General features: G+C 64.7%; 12 protein-coding genes. All 12 read right to left on the bottom strand.

Annotated features, from left to right (window positions below; genetic code table 11):
- Nucleotides 1–256: 256 nt before the first annotated feature.
- The 12 genes from murB to mraZ are packed head-to-tail and all read right to left on the bottom strand — an operon-like array spanning nt 257 to nt 13,977.
- Complete coding sequence (gene murB, locus LB556_RS28220; protein WP_224570854.1) at nt 257–1,222, bottom strand: UDP-N-acetylmuramate dehydrogenase; 966 nt, start codon at nt 1,220–1,222, stop codon at nt 257–259.
- Complete coding sequence (gene murC, locus LB556_RS28215) at nt 1,219–2,619, bottom strand: UDP-N-acetylmuramate--L-alanine ligase (RefSeq protein WP_224570853.1); 1,401 nt, start codon at nt 2,617–2,619, stop codon at nt 1,219–1,221. The genes murB and murC overlap by 4 nt, the downstream gene beginning before the upstream one ends.
- Entirely contained in the window at nt 2,616–3,743 is a 1,128-nt protein-coding gene (murG, locus tag LB556_RS28210) for an undecaprenyldiphospho-muramoylpentapeptide beta-N-acetylglucosaminyltransferase (protein WP_224570852.1), read from the bottom strand. The genes murC and murG overlap by 4 nt, the downstream gene beginning before the upstream one ends.
- A gap of 1 nt (nt 3,744) precedes the next feature.
- A complete protein-coding gene (gene ftsW, locus LB556_RS28205; RefSeq protein ID WP_224570851.1) occupies nt 3,745–4,896 on the bottom strand; it encodes a putative lipid II flippase FtsW in 1,152 nt (383 codons plus the stop codon).
- Nucleotides 4,896–6,296 carry a UDP-N-acetylmuramoyl-L-alanine--D-glutamate ligase gene (murD, locus tag LB556_RS28200; protein WP_224570850.1) on the bottom strand — a complete coding sequence of 467 codons (1,401 nt, stop codon included), beginning with the start codon at nt 6,294–6,296 and terminating at the stop codon, nt 4,896–4,898. Before murD ends, ftsW begins: the two co-directional genes overlap by 1 nt.
- 8 nt (nt 6,297–6,304) lie before the next feature.
- Nucleotides 6,305–7,387: a phospho-N-acetylmuramoyl-pentapeptide-transferase gene (gene mraY / locus LB556_RS28195; protein WP_224570849.1), complete on the bottom strand. Its 1,083-nt coding sequence runs from the start codon at nt 7,385–7,387 to the stop codon at nt 6,305–6,307.
- 22 nt (nt 7,388–7,409) lie between these two features.
- The gene (locus LB556_RS28190) at nt 7,410–8,867 is read right to left on the bottom strand and encodes a UDP-N-acetylmuramoylalanyl-D-glutamyl-2,6-diaminopimelate--D-alanyl-D-alanine ligase (protein WP_224570848.1); all 1,458 of its coding nucleotides are present in this window, start codon (nt 8,865–8,867) and stop codon (nt 7,410–7,412) included.
- Nucleotides 8,864–10,318, bottom strand: a complete 1,455-nt coding sequence (locus LB556_RS28185) for a UDP-N-acetylmuramoyl-L-alanyl-D-glutamate--2,6-diaminopimelate ligase (RefSeq protein ID WP_224570847.1) — start codon at nt 10,316–10,318, stop codon at nt 8,864–8,866. The genes LB556_RS28190 and LB556_RS28185 overlap by 4 nt, the downstream gene beginning before the upstream one ends.
- Nucleotides 10,319–10,372: 54 nt before the next feature.
- Entirely contained in the window at nt 10,373–12,097 is a 1,725-nt protein-coding gene (locus tag LB556_RS28180; protein WP_224570846.1) for a peptidoglycan D,D-transpeptidase FtsI family protein, read from the bottom strand.
- Nucleotides 12,094–12,489: a hypothetical protein gene (locus LB556_RS28175; RefSeq protein WP_015317203.1), complete on the bottom strand. Its 396-nt coding sequence runs from the start codon at nt 12,487–12,489 to the stop codon at nt 12,094–12,096. Before LB556_RS28175 ends, LB556_RS28180 begins: the two co-directional genes overlap by 4 nt.
- 4 nt (nt 12,490–12,493) lie before the next feature.
- Nucleotides 12,494–13,510: a 16S rRNA (cytosine(1402)-N(4))-methyltransferase RsmH gene (gene rsmH, locus LB556_RS28170; protein ID WP_224570845.1), complete on the bottom strand. Its 1,017-nt coding sequence runs from the start codon at nt 13,508–13,510 to the stop codon at nt 12,494–12,496.
- On the bottom strand, nt 13,507–13,977 hold the full coding sequence (gene mraZ / locus LB556_RS28165; RefSeq protein WP_224570844.1) for a division/cell wall cluster transcriptional repressor MraZ: 471 nt from the start codon (nt 13,975–13,977) through the stop codon (nt 13,507–13,509). Before mraZ ends, rsmH begins: the two co-directional genes overlap by 4 nt.
- Nucleotides 13,978–14,312: the final 335 nt, after the last annotated feature.

Genomic DNA, 14,312 nt, shown 5'->3' with positions numbered 1-14,312 from the left:
CGCAACATTGAGTCCGAGTCTCCCGGCAGGTTGCCCCCCAGACGGAAAACGCGGGAACGCGTCGAACGACTCAAATCAGGAAACGCTTCAGGGCAGAGAATCAGAGAGTTGATTCACTGGCAAGTACCTATGATTCCGAGAGATTCACTTTCTGAGAAAATGGCTGCGAAAACCGTTCCGCTGAGTCTTTGCGGCAACGATTTCACGGCATTTCGATCCCGTTGAAGTTCACGCATCACGTGAACTTCAAGATGCGCTAGAGAAGCTGGCCGAGGAACTCCTGAACGGCGTGTCCGGGGCGGAAATTGCCGATGCGCTTGATCTCCCACTGCAGCCGGATGCCCGAATGCTCGAGCACCCGCGCGCGCACCGTCTCGCCGAGATATTCGAGGTCGTAGCCGGTCGCGATGCCGGTGTTGATCATGAAGTTGCAGTGCATCGGCGACATCTGTGCACCGCCGATCATCAGGCCGCGGCAGCCCGCCTTGTCGATCTCCTTCCAGGCCGAGGTGCCTTCCGGATTCTTGAAGGTCGAGCCGCCGGTCTTCTCGCGGATCGGCTGCACGGTCTCGCGATGGTTCTGCACAGCGTCCATCGCTGTCTTGATCACCGCCTTGTCCTCGGCAAAGCCTTCGAGAACGGCCGAGGTGAAGATCAGCCCGAACGGCGCCGACGAATGGCGGTAGGCATAGCCCATCTCGGCATTGCTCAATGTCTGGACATTACCCCTGCGGTCGAGCGCACGCACCTCGACGACGCGCTCGCGCGTCTCGACACCATTGGCGCCGGCATTCATCCTCAGTGCACCGCCGATGGCGCCGGGAATGCCGTGGTAGAAATGGAAGCCGCCGATACCTGCCTCGAGCGCCACCGCCGCCACACGCTTGTCGGGCGTGGCGGCGCCTGCCTTGATCCGGATCGGGGAAACGACCTCGGCCTCGCCAAAGCCCTTGGCCGAAAGCCTGACGACGAAGCCCGGAATGCCCCCGTCGCGGACCAGAAGGTTCGAGCCGACGCCGACGATGGTCAAGGGAACGTCTTCGGGGACCGCCCTGAGGAACGCGGCAAGGTCATCCTCGTCCGCCGGCTGGAACAGCGCCTCGGCGAGGCCGCCGGCACGGAACCAGGTGATCTTGTCCATCTCGGCATTCGGCGTGATGCGGCCGCGCAGGCCGGCCAACCCGTCGCCAAGTCTGTCGATCAGGGCCTGGCCGTTCGTCATGAGGCGGCAAGCTCCTTCGGTAGCGCATAGGCCCATTGGGTGATGTTGCCGGCGCCGAGGAAGACGACGAAGTCGCCGGGCTTGGCGAGGTCACGAACGATCGGCGCGATATCGGCCGGACCTTCGATATAGCGCGCGTCACGGTGGCCGCCGGCGCGGATGCGCGACACCAGCGCATCCGATGTCACGCCATCGATCGGCTCTTCGCCGGCGGCGTAGACCGGGGCCACCATCACCGTGTCGGCATCGTTGAAGCAGGCGGAGAACTCGTTGAACAGATCGTGCAGCCGGGTGAAGCGATGCGGCTGGGCAATGGCGATCACGCGCCCTTTGGTGGCGCTGCGCGCCGCTTTCAGCACCGCCGCGATCTCGACCGGATGATGGCCGTAGTCGTCGAAGATTTCGACGCCATTCCAGGAGCCGGTTTGAGTGAAGCGGCGCTTGACGCCGGCGAAGGACGACAGGCCTTTCTTGATCGCCTCGGCCGACAGGCCGAGTTCATGCGCGACCGCGATCGCGGCGGTCGCGTTGGAGACATTGTGGCGGCCGGGCATCGGCAGGCGCAGGCCCGGTATCGTCGTCTGGCCGCGCCCCTTGCGGTCGCGGATGATTACGTCGAACTCCGAGGTCGCCCCCGCCATGCGATGGTTGGTGAAGCGCACATCGGCCTGTGCGTTCTCGCCATAGGTGATGACGCGGCGGTCCTCGATGCGCCCGACCAGGGCCTGCACTTCGGGGTGATCGGTGCACATCACGCCGAAGCCGTAGAACGGTACGTTCTCGACGAACTGGCGGAACGCTTCGCGCACATTGTCGAAACTGCCATAATGATCGAGATGTTCGGGATCGATGTTGGTGACGACGGCGATGTCGGCAGGCAGCTTGAGGAAGGTGCCGTCGCTCTCGTCGGCTTCGACCACCATCCACTCGCCGTCGCCCATGCGGGCATTGGTGCCATAGGCATTGATGATGCCGCCGTTGATGACGGTCGGGTCGAGCCCGCCGGCTTCGAGAAGTGTCGCCACCATCGACGTCGTCGTCGTCTTGCCATGCGTGCCGCCGATCGCGACAGCCTGGCGGAAGCGCATCAATTCGGCCAGCATTTCGGCGCGGCGCACGATCGGCAGCAGCTTTTCACGCGCCGCCTTCAGTTCCGAGTTCGATTTCTTGATCGCCGTCGAAACGACGACGACCTCGGCATCGCCGAGATTCTCGGCCTTGTGGCCGACGAAACATTCGATGCCCTTGTCGCGCAGCCGCTGCACATTGGCGCTGTCGGCCTGGTCCGACCCTTGCACCTTGTAGCCGAGATTGTGCAGCACTTCGGCGATGCCGCTCATGCCGATGCCGCCAATGCCGATGAAATGCACAAGGCCGATCGTCTGCGGCATCTTCATGCGTGCGTCCCCTTCCTCAAATCCGATACTGTTTTGCGGGACGCAATAGCCTCTGTGAGATCGGCGAGCAACCGTGCCGCGTCCGGCCTGCCGGCCGACTTCGCGCCCGCGGCCATGGCCGCGAGCCGTTCAGGGTTGTCCATCAGTCCGCTGACGAGGGATGCAATGCGCTCCGGCGAAAGCGAGGACTGCACATACACCTCGCCGCCGCCGGCGGCCGCGAGCGCTGCCGCATTCGCCGCCTGGTCGTGGTCGAGCGCATAGGGATAGGGCACCAGCAGTGCCGGCCGGCCGATGACGGCGATCTCCGACACGGTCGAGGCGCCGGAACGCGAGACCACCAGATGCGCGCCCGCCATGCGGGCTGCCATGTCGGTAAAAAACGGCAAGACCTCGGCGGCGACGCCAAGTGCGGCATAGGCATTCTTCACCCGGGCCACGTCGTCGGCCCGAGCTTGCTGGGTAATGACAAGCCGCCTGCGCTGTGCATCGGAAAGCAACGCGATCGCCGGCGGCATCGCATCCGAAAAGAATTGCGCGCCCTGGCTACCGCCGAACACCAGCAGGCGGAAAGGTTCCTCCCCGGTTGAGGCCACGTAAGGTGTCCTGGCCGCTTCGAGTACCGCCGGTCTGACCGGATTGCCCGTGGTCACCGTCTTGGCCCCGGCCGCACTCTCATCCTGCGGCAGGAAGCCGCCGGCGATCGCATCGACACGGCCCGACAGCGCCCGGTTGGCGCGCCCCATTACCGCGTTCTGCTCATGGATCAGCGTCGGCACCTTGCGCCGCGTCGCCGCATAGAGCGGCGGCAAGGTCGGATAGCCGCCAAAGCCCACGACGGCCTCCGGCTTGATCCTGCCGATGATGGCGGAAGCCTGGCGCACGCCGCTCCAGATTTTCCAGAAGGCGCCAAGCAGGGCGAAAGGATTTTTCGAGCCCAACGTCGCCGACTGGATTGGATGAATGGCTGCGGCCGGAAAATGGCCGGCAAACCGCTCGGCGCGGGTGTCGGTCGCCAGATGCACCGCCCAGCCGCGCTCGTTCAGTTCATGCGCCAGCGCTTCGGCTGGGAAAAGGTGCCCGCCGGTCCCGCCCGCCGCGAGAAGGATAACGCCTCTGGCCATGTCACTCCGCCGGCATGGCGCGCTGCGGCAGCGTAAAGCCCATCTGCTTGCGCTTTTCCGGCCGCTTGCGCGTCAGCGCCAGCACCATGCCCATCGAGATGGCGATGGCGATCTGCGAGGAGCCGCCATAGGAGATGAACGGCAGCGTCATGCCCTTGGCCGGCACCAGCTGCAGGTTGACGCACATGTTTATGACGGCCTGCAGGCCGAACACGGTGACCAGACCGCCAACCGCATAGCGCGTGAAGTCGTCATGCTCCTTCAGCGCACTGTTGAGGCCGCGCAGCACGATGAAGGCGAAGATCGACATGATGAAGAAGCACATGATCAGCCCGAATTCCTCGCCCGCGACCGAGAAGACGAAGTCGGCATGGCTGTCCGGGATGACCCGCTTGACCGTACCCTCGCCCGGTCCGACGCCGAACCAGCCGCCATTGATCAGGGCATCGCGGCCCATGTCCACCTGGAAGGTGTCGCCTTCGCCGGTTAGGAACTTGTCGATGCGCAGCGCGACATGCGGAAACACCGTATAGGCGGCGAAGACGCCGCCGACGCCGGCAGCGCCCAGCACGATGATCCACAGCCAGGGAAGCCCCGCCATGAAGAACATGATGCCCCATGTGCCTGTCGTCAGCATCGTCTGGCCAAGGTCCGGCTGCGCCACCAGCAGCGACACGACCAGCACCAGCAGCAGCATGGCGAACAGGTTGCCGGGAATGTCGGGCTGGCGCTTGTGTTCGGCGAACAGCCAGGCGCACATGATGACGAAGGCCGGCTTGAGGAATTCCGAGGGCTGGATCGACAGGCCAGCGAGCGACACCCAGCGGCGGGCACCCTTCACCTCGACGCCAATATAGAGCACCGCCACCATCAATACGAGCATCAGGCACAGCATGATCAGCGACATGCGCCGGATCTGCCTGGCATCGAGGAAGGAGACCGCCAGCATCACGCCGAGCGCCGGCACGGTGAAGATGATCTGTCGGGTGGCGAAGTGGAAACTGTCGAGGCCGATGCGTTCGGCCACCGCGGGGCTTGCCGCGAAGGACAGCACGATGCCGAGGCCCATCAGTGACAGGAACGCCGCCAGGAACCAGCGATCGATAGTCCACCACCAGGTTGCGACCGGACTTTTGTCGAGACGGCTCTGCATTATCGTGCCCCTCCGATGGGTTTGAGGCCATCTATAGCGCTCGCAGCTTGCCTGAAGGCTTCGCCGCGGACCTCGAAATTCTTGAACTGGTCGAAACTGGCGCAGGCCGGCGACAACAGCACCACCGCCTCGCCGCTGTCGTCCTGGGCCGCGTCATGCGCGGCATGCTCGACCGCGGCCGCCAGCGTGCCCGATATCTCGTAGGGCACGGCCTCGCCGAGCGTCGCCGAAAAGGCGGGGGCGGCCTCGCCGATCAGATAGGCCTTGGCGATACGCGGGAAGAAGCCGCGCAGCGGCTCGATGCCGCCTTCCTTCGGCAGGCCGCCGGCGATCCAGTAGATGCGGCTGAAGCTGGACAGCGCCGGTGCCGCGGCGTCGGCGTTGGTCGCCTTGGAATCGTTGACGAACAGCACATGATTCTTGCGGCCGACCTGCTCCATGCGGTGGGCCAAGCCCGGGAAGCTTTCCAGCCCGGACTGGATCTCGCCGAGGTCGAGCCCGACCTTGAGGCAGGCGGCGACGGCGGCCAGTGCGTTCTGCGCATTGTGCTGCCCGCGCAGCGAACCGATGCCTTCGAGGAAGGCGACACGGCTGTAGCGGCCATGCACGGCTTCCATCAGGTTGGTGCCGTCGGCGAAATAGCCGTCGGTCAGCGGCAGGCGCTTGGAAATGCGGACGACCTGCCGCCCCGCCCGCTCCAGCCGCTCGGCGATCTGCGCGCACCAGGAATCGTCGATGCCGATGATCGCCGTATCACTGCCCGCCACCAGGCGCTCCTTGATCGAAGCGTAGTGCTGCATGGTGCCGTGGCGGTCGAGATGGTCTGGTGTCAGGTTGAGCAGGATGCCGGCCGTCGGATTGATCGAGGGCGCAAGGTCGATCTGGTAGGACGAGCATTCGACCACATAATTCCGACCGGGCTCGGGTGGGTCGAGCGTCATCACCGCGCGGCCGATATTGCCGCCCATCTGCGTGTCGCGCCCGGCGGCTTGAAGGATATGCGCGGTCAGTGCTGTCGTCGTCGACTTGCCGTTGGTGCCGGTGATGGCGATGAAGGGGGCATCCGGCGCACGCTGCGTCCGCTCCCTGCAGAACAACTCGATATCGCCGATGACCTCGACGCCCGCCCCGCGCGCCAGTTCCACGGTCCAGTGCGGCTTGGGATGGGTCAGCGGCACGCCGGGCGACAGCACGAAGGCGGAAAAGCCGGCCCAGTCGGCGCCACGCAGGTCGCCGGTGGCGATGCCGGTGGCCGCCGCCTTGGCGACGCTGTCGGGATTGTCATCCCAGGCCAGCACCTGGGCACCGCCCTCGATCAGGGCGCGCGCCGTGGCGATCCCCGAGCCGCCGAGCCCGAAGAGCGAAACACGCTTGCCTGCGAAGGATTCGGCGGGGATCAAATGCCGGCCTATCTGAGCTTGAGGGTGGAGAGGCCGACCAGCGCCAGGATGACGGCGATGATCCAGAAGCGGATCACCACCTGGCTTTCGGTCCAGCCGAGCTTTTCGAAATGATGGTGGATCGGCGCCATCAGGAACACGCGCTTGCCGGTCATCTTGAAATAGCCGACCTGGATGATGACCGAGAATATCTCGACCACGAACAAGCCACCGACAATGACCAGCACGATCTCGTGCTTGGTGGCGACCGCGACCGTGCCGATCAGGCCGCCCATGGCCAGCGACCCGGTGTCGCCCATGAAGATCGCCGCCGGCGGCGCGTTGAACCAGAGAAAGCCGAGGCCGGCACCGATCACGGCGCCAAGCACGACCGCCAGTTCGCCGGTTCCGGGCACGAAGTGGATCTGCAGATATTCCGCGAACACCGCGTTGCCCGAGAGATAGGCGATAACGCCGAAGGACGCAGCCGCGATCATGATCGGCACGATCGCTAGGCCGTCGAGGCCGTCTGTCAGGTTCACCGCATTGCCGGCGCCGACGATGACGAAGCAGGAGAACGGAATGAAGAACCAGCCGAGGTTGATGATGAGTTCCTTGGCGAAGGGGAATGTCAGCGACGACGAAAACGGCGCCTGGCCGTTGCGGATGATCACCCAGGCGGCGATGCCGGCGATAACGAATTCCAACGCAAGCCGCGCTTTGCCGGAGAAGCCGAGATGAGACTGCTTGGTCACCTTCAGATAGTCGTCGTAAAAGCCGATCGAACCGAAGCCGAGTGTCACCAAAAGCACGACCCAGACATAGATGCTCGACAGGTTCGCCCACAAAAGCGACGAGCCGATAATGCCGGACAGGATCATCAGCCCGCCCATGGTCGGTGTACCCGCCTTCTTGAAATGCGTCTGCGGCCCGTCGGCGCGGATCGGTTGACCCTTGCCCTGCCTGAGCCGCAACGAATTGATGATGGTCGGGCCGAAGATGAAGACGATCAGCGCCGAGGTGATCAGCGCCCCGCCGGTGCGGAACGTGATGTAGCGGAAGACATTGAAGACCGAGATCTTGTCCGCGAAATCGACCAGCAGTGTGAACATGCGTTTCGTACCCCGACTTGACCTAGGTCAGCTTGCTGGTTGTCGTCTCGGCCGGGAATTTGCCCAGCAGCGCATCGACCAGTTTTGAAAAACCGATGCCCTTCGACGATTTTATCATCACCACGTCGCCCGGCTTCAGCGCGGCGAGCAGCACCGGCTTCAATTCCTCGACGCCGGCGCGGTATTCCGTCCTGATATCGCCGGGCAGTGCTTGCGCCAGCGACCGCATTTCCGGCCCGGCGAGAAAGACCGTCCGCGTGCCCGTGTCGACGATGAGATCGGCAAGAGCGGCATGCAGCTTGGCCGAGTGATCGCCGAGCTCCAGCATGTCGCCAAGCACGGCGATGCGTCTGCCCTCGCCCGTCACCGGCGTCGCGTTGAGCAGCGCCATGGCGGCCGCCATTGAGGCCGGGTTGGCGTTGTAGCTCTCGTCGATCAGCGTGATCGGGCCGCCGGGATGACCCGAAGCCGAGCCACCTGGATAACGCAGCAGGTGGCGCTTGCCGCGCCCGCGCTCGGCCGAGAGATCGGCCAGTGCCAATGCCACCTTGTCGAGATCGGCGCCGACCAGATGCGCGGCGCCCAGCACGGCCAGCACGTTCTGTACCATGTGCCGGCCGGGAGCTCCGATACGCGCGATCATGTCATGGCCGTTGATCCTGGCGGCGATGTCGGAATGGTCGGCATGCAACTCGCATTTGACCAGCTTGAAGGTCGAGCGCGCATTCTCGCCAAAGCCATAGACATGTTCGACACCGGCAGCCTGTGCCATCTTGTCCAGCAGCTTGAAACGCGCATCGTCGCGGTTGAGGATAGCCGCGCCGTTGGGCTCAAGTCCCTCGAAAATCTCGGCCTTGGCCTTGGCGATCTCGTCCAGATTGCGGAAGAAGCCAAGATGCGCGGCGGCGATCATGGTGACGATGGCGACATGCGGCCGCACCATTTTCACTAGCGGCCGGATCTCGTCGGGATGGTTCATGCCGATCTCGAACACGGCATAGTCGCAATCGGCGGGCATACGGGCCAGCGTCAGCGGCACACCCCAATGGTTGTTGAAGGACTGCGCCGAGGCATGCACCTTGCCGACGGCCGAAAGCACGTGGCGCAGCGCCTCCTTGGTTGTGGTCTTGCCTGCCGAACCGGTGACCGCGATGATCTTGGCCTGCGAGCGGGCGCGCGCCGCGACACCGAGTTTTTCCAGCGCGACCAGCACATCCTCGACGACGATGATCGGCGCGGTCAAACGGCCGAGAGACGGCAGCTTGCCTTCGGCCACCACCAGCACGCCGGCGCCGGCCTTGATGGCCGCGGTGACGAAGTCGTGGCCGTCCATCGCTTCGCCCTTGATGGCGAAGAAGGCATCGCCCGGCTGCAGGCTGCGGCTGTCGATCGAAATGCCCGATATGCCTTCAGGCATGGGACCCAACGGCCGCCCGTCCGTGGCGGCAACCAGCGCTTCCGACGTCCACAGCAAACTCATGCGGCACGCTCCCTGAGCGCGGCGCGCACTTCCTCGTGGTCGGAGAAATGCAGGGTTTCCGAGCCGATCGTCTGGCCTTCCTCGTGGCCCTTGCCGGCCACGATCAGCGTGTCGCCGGCATGCAGCATGCCGACAGCCTCGTGGATTGCCTTGCGCCGGTCGCCGATCTCGATGGCGCCGGGCGCCGCGGCAAGAATGGCGGCACGGATGGTCTCTGGCACTTCAGAGCGCGGATTGTCGTCGGTGACGATGACGACGTCGGCGAGCCGGGTGGCGATCTCGCCCATGATCGGTCGCTTGCCACGGTCACGGTCGCCGCCGCAGCCGAACACCACCAACACGCGACCGGTGGTGAACGGGCGCACCGAGGCCAGCACGTTTTCCAGGGCATCGGGCTTGTGGGCGTAATCGACATAGACCGGAGCGCCGCTCGCCGTGGTGCCGACCAGATCGAGCCGGCCCGGCGCGCCTTTCAATTTCTCCAATGCCGCCAAGGCCTTGACGGCGGGTGTTCCGGTGGAAATGGCAAGCCCCGCCGAAACCAGCGCATTTGCTATCTGGAAATCGCCGGCGAGCGGCAGGTCGATCTCGTGGATCACACCGTCGGCCTCGACCTCGGCGCGCTGTCGATGACGTTCGTGCTCGACCCGCTTCAGCCTCAGGAAATCGCCATGGCGGCCGACCGTCAGCACGTCGAGCCCGGCGGCCCGCGCCGCCCTTATAGTCGGTTCCGACCACGGATCGTCGGCGAAGATGATGGCGGGCGCGCCCTTCGGCAGCAGCGTGTCGAACAGGCGCAGTTTGGCGCGGTGATAATCCTCGACCGTCGGATGATAATCCATGTGGTCGCGGCCGAGATTGGTAAAGCCGCCGGCGGCGAGCTTCACTCCGTCGAGGCGGCGCTGGTCGAGCCCGTGACTGGAGGCCTCCATCGAGGCGTGGGTAACGCCGGCATCGGCCAGTTCCCTCAGCAACTGGTGCAGGGCAACCGGATCCGGCGTCGTCAGCGAACCATATTCGTTGCGGCCGGGCGCGACCACGCCAGTGGTGCCGATCGAGGCGGCAGCGTATCCCGCCTGCTCCCAAATCTGCCTGGTGAAGGCGGCGACCGACGTCTTGCCGCTGGTGCCCGTCACCGCGACCATGGTTTGCGGCTGTTTGCCGAAATAGCGGGCGGCGCTCAACGCCAGCGCCAGGCGCGGATCATCGACCGCCAGCACCGGAACCGGCAAATCGGCAAGAGCGCCTCCTTTGCCCGCGACGACCGCGGCGGCGCCGCGCCTGGCCGCGTCGGCGGCGAAAGTCGCGCCATCGGCCCTGGTCCCGGCAAGCGCGAAAAAGACGACGCCCGGCTTTACCTGGCGGGAATCGGACGCGAGGCCGGTAACCTCCAGATCGGCGGAAGCTGTTCCTTCGACTGGCAGGATACCGGCTAGATCTTTGAGCTTCATCGAGTCCCGTTCACCGCAATAAAATAGCGCGCAGTTGCCGGCGCGCCGCAAGAATCACTGATAGGAAACCAGCGTTGCACCATTTTCATGGCTGAAATCTGGCTTCACGCCAAGCATGGCCGCTGAACGCCTGATGATATTGCCGGCCATGACCCCCGCATTGTTGGCCGCGACGTCGGTCATCCCGGGCTTTTCCGGATGCGGGGCGTCGGCGATCGTGAACACCAGATATTGCGGATCGTCCATCGGGAAGGCGGCGACGAAGGTGTTGAAATTCAACTCCTTCGAGTAACGGCCGTTGATGACCTTCTCGGCTGTTCCGGTCTTGCCGCCGACGCGGTAGCCGGGGACCCGGGCGTTCCTGGCCGACCCCTTCTCGGCGTTGAGCGAATAGAGGTAGCGCATGCCCTCGACGGTCTTTTCGCTCACGACCCTCTTGGCGGTGGCCATGGCCTCCTGCTGCGTACGCACCAGAAAGGTCGGGTTCATCAGGAAGCCGCCATTCATCAACGCCGCGCAGCCGACAGCAGCCTGCAGCGGTGTCGTCGAGACGCCATGGCCGAAGGCGATCGTGAACGAATTGACCTGTTTCCAGACCTTCGGCTCAGTCGGGCGCGCGACTTCGGGCAATTCGGTCTGCATCCTTTCCAGGATGCCGAGACGATGCAGGAATTCGCGGTGCGCCTCTATGCCGACCAGCTCTGCCTCCCTGGCCGATCCGATGTTGGACGAATAGAGGAACACCTCCGGCAACGACAGCACACGGTTCTTGCCGTGGAAATCGTGGATGGCCTGATGGCCGACCCGGATTGGATGCGAAGCGTCGAAGCGGCTCGACATCGTCGCCTTGCCGGAATCGAGCGCCATGGCCGAGGTGAAGCTCTTGAACGTCGAGCCCATCTCATAGAGCCCCGCCGACATCCGGTTGAGCCGGTCCTTGTCCTGTGCGTTGTAGGGATTGTTCGGATCAAAGTCCGGCACCGAGGCCATGGCCACCACTTCGCCGGTCTTGACGTTGAGCACGACCGCGCCAGCGCCAATGGCGCGATAGCGTTCCAGGCCGGCGGCGATCTCGTCGCGCACCACATGCTGGACGCGCAGATCGATCGAAAGCTTCACCGGCCTGAGGTCCCTCGCCACCGCAAGGCCCGACGCCTGCAGGTCGCTCAGGCCCTGCTCGTCGATATATTTCTCCATGCCGGAGATGCCCTGGTTGTCGATGTTGGTCAGGCCGACGATGTAGGACGAGGTTTCGCCGCTCGGATAGAAACGGCGCTTTTCGGTGCGGAAGCCAAAGCCGGGAATGCCGAGTTGCAAGATGTCGGCCTGCTGCTTGGGCGTCAGTTGCCGCTGCAGCCAGACGAAACCGGCGCCGCTCTTCAGCTTGTGGTAGGTCTGCTCGTAATCGATGTCGGGCAGCACAGTCGACAGTTTCTCGATCGCCTCGTCGGCATCGACGATACGGCGCGGCTCGGCGAACAGCGACGCCGTCTTGATATCGGTAGCCAGCACTTCGCCGTTACGATCGACAATGTCGGGACGCGATGCGGTCACCCGGCTCTGCGGACCGCCCGACAGGTCGGGAGTCTGGAAACCGAGATAGACCAGCCGCCCCGATATCGTCGAGAAGATGCCGAAGAACACCGCCATCGTCATCACGATGCGCGCTTTGCCCTTGCCGCCGGTCGCCTTGCGGGCGCCCTCGACCACGATCGATCCGTCCCCACCCGTCCTGGCGCGGCTTACCGTGGCGAAGCGCTTCAGCAGTTTGCCGATCATTGGGCGATGTCTCCGGTCACGACGGGATCCTTGTCGCCCGAAGGCGCCTTGTCGGAATTGTCGGCCATGGCGCCCTGGCGCCCGTTCAGGATGTCCTGGATGTCGAGGGCCTTTGCCGGCAGGTCGCCCAGGCCTACGATCTGCCGGGCGCTGACCGGCTCCAGTGCGAGCTGCGATTTGTAGAGCTCGGCCAGCTTCTGCAGCCGCGATGGCTGGGTGAGCAGGCTCCAGTCGGCCTTGAGCAGATCGATCGTGTCCTCCTCATAGCGTATCTCGGCATGAATCTTCTGCACGGCCGCCAACTGGTCCTCGGCCTCGCGCTTGGCCTTGTAGGTAAGGGCGGCCGCCGAAACCATGACGGCGATCAGGACGATGTCGCTGGTACGAAACACGTGCTTACCTCTCCCCCGGCCGGTCGATGCCAGGAAGTTTTGGAAGGCCGAAGATCGAAAAATCGCCGCTGCGCGCCGGCGCCTCGGTGCGGACCGCCGCGCGCAATCTCGCCGAACGCGCGCGCGGGTTGGCGGCGACCTCGGCGTCACCCGCCGTCACGCCGCCGCCGACCTTGCGGAAGGTGGCACTGCGCGCCTGCGCCTCGGGAAGGTGGCGCGAGCCGCTCGCGGCGTCGGCGCGGTCGGCGATGAAGCGCTTGACGATGCGGTCTTCCAGCGAATGGAACGTCACCACGACAAGGCGTCCGCCCGGCTTCAGCGCGCGCTCGGCCGCCAGCAAGGCCCTGGCCAGTTCGCCGAGCTCGTCATTGACGAAGATGCGCAGCGCCTGGAAGACGCGCGTCGCCGGATGGATCTTGTCCTTCGGCGCGCGGCCGATATGCGTCTCGATGGCGTCGGCGAGTTCCAGCGTGCGCTCGAACGGCCGCTTTTCGCGCCGGGCCTCGATCATGCGCGCGATACGGCCGGCATGGCGCTCCTCGCCGAGGAAGCCGAAGATGCGGGCAAGGTCGCCTGGCTTGAAACTGTTGACGACATCGGCGGCGCTCGCGCCGGCCTGCGCCATGCGCATGTCGAGCGGGCCGTCGGAGCGGAAGGAAAAGCCGCGCTCGGCCTGGTCGAGCTGCATCGAGGAGACGCCGATATCGAGCACGACGCCATCGGCGCTGTCGACATGCTCGTCGAGCGTCGAGAACGGCGCCTGCACCAGCCTCAGCCGGCCGCCTGACCGCGCCTCGAGGTCGCGGCCTGCCGCGATGGCGTCGGGATCGCGGTCGATGGCAACCACGGAGGCGCCAGCAGCCAGGATGGCCCTGGTGTAGCCGCCGGCACCGAACGTACCGTCGATGATGATTTCGCCCTCCGCCGGCGCCAGCGCTTCCAGCACTTCGCCAAGGAGGACCGGAATGTGGCGGACCGATCCGCCAACGGCGTTGATATCATCGCCGTGGCCCGCCATCATTCCGGTCGCTCCCCAGCCTTGGCCTCGTGAGCCGTCCCCTGCCGAAGCTGCAAAAGCCTGGCCCGCGCCTGCGCCCCGTACGTCGCAAGCCGTCCCGGCTCCCAGATCTGAAAGAAATTGCCGCGTCCGACAAAGGCCACCTCCGCCGAGATGCCGGTATGTTCGCGAATGAAATCGGTCATGGTTATACGGCCGTCCTGGTCGACTTTCAGGAAGGCTCCGTCGCCATGGCAGAAGAACGACATGTCGTCCGCCGTCCGCAGAAAGGGGTCTTCCTGCGCGATGCGCTGCTCGTAGCGGTCGAGCAGGTCGAGCCCACCGACATCCATCGCCGGCAGGTCCAGGCAACGCAGCGCATAGAGTTCCGAATAGCCGCGCTTCTGCACCACGGCACGGAAATGCGCCGGAACGGAAACCCGCCCCTTCGCATCGATCCTGCTCACCGTGTTCGACAGAAACCGGTCCATCACACGTTACGGCCGCTTGCGCCGCCGCACCCCTTTTCATCGTGTCGCATGCGCCACCGCCGCGCATTCCCTGCCCCGCAACCACCTCGTCCATACGGGCGAAAACCGGCAAAAGCGCAGCCGCCGCGGCTGCCCGATTGGCGTACGCTTTACTCTGACACGGAACGAATGCTTTGGTATGCAAATGGGATATCATGGGGCACTATGGGCGTCAACGGGAATAGGCTTCACAAACACGCGCACCATGCCGATGGGAACGGCTTTGACAGCACGTCTCCTTTTTATGTTCCATTAAGCCTAACGAAGCGTTTAGAACCCTCTGGCCCAAAAGACGT

Origin of the sequence: Mesorhizobium sp. ES1-4 (assembly GCF_020164745.1) — a bacterium.
Lineage (GTDB): Bacteria > Pseudomonadota > Alphaproteobacteria > Rhizobiales > Rhizobiaceae > Mesorhizobium.
The sequence above is the reverse complement of the archived record's forward strand: the minus strand, read 5'-3'. Positions and strand labels throughout refer to the sequence as shown.

What these genes read in the sequence shown, in the direction of transcription:
- murB (WP_224570854.1), bottom strand. Translation starts at nt 1,222, where the DNA reads ATGACGAACGGCCAGGCCCTGATCGACAGACTTGGCGACGGGTTGGCC.
- murC (WP_224570853.1), bottom strand. Translation starts at nt 2,619, where the DNA reads ATGAAGATGCCGCAGACGATCGGCCTTGTGCATTTCATCGGCATTGGC.
- murG (WP_224570852.1), bottom strand. Translation starts at nt 3,743, where the DNA reads ATGGCCAGAGGCGTTATCCTTCTCGCGGCGGGCGGGACCGGCGGGCAC.
- ftsW (WP_224570851.1), bottom strand. Translation starts at nt 4,896, where the DNA reads ATGCAGAGCCGTCTCGACAAAAGTCCGGTCGCAACCTGGTGGTGGACT.
- mraY (WP_224570849.1), bottom strand. Translation starts at nt 7,387, where the DNA reads ATGTTCACACTGCTGGTCGATTTCGCGGACAAGATCTCGGTCTTCAAT.
- LB556_RS28190 (WP_224570848.1), bottom strand. Translation starts at nt 8,867, where the DNA reads ATGAGTTTGCTGTGGACGTCGGAAGCGCTGGTTGCCGCCACGGACGGG.
- LB556_RS28185 (WP_224570847.1), bottom strand. Translation starts at nt 10,318, where the DNA reads ATGAAGCTCAAAGATCTAGCCGGTATCCTGCCAGTCGAAGGAACAGCT.
- LB556_RS28180 (WP_224570846.1), bottom strand. Translation starts at nt 12,097, where the DNA reads ATGATCGGCAAACTGCTGAAGCGCTTCGCCACGGTAAGCCGCGCCAGG.
- rsmH (WP_224570845.1), bottom strand. Translation starts at nt 13,510, where the DNA reads ATGATGGCGGGCCACGGCGATGATATCAACGCCGTTGGCGGATCGGTC.
- mraZ (WP_224570844.1), bottom strand. Translation starts at nt 13,977, where the DNA reads ATGGACCGGTTTCTGTCGAACACGGTGAGCAGGATCGATGCGAAGGGG.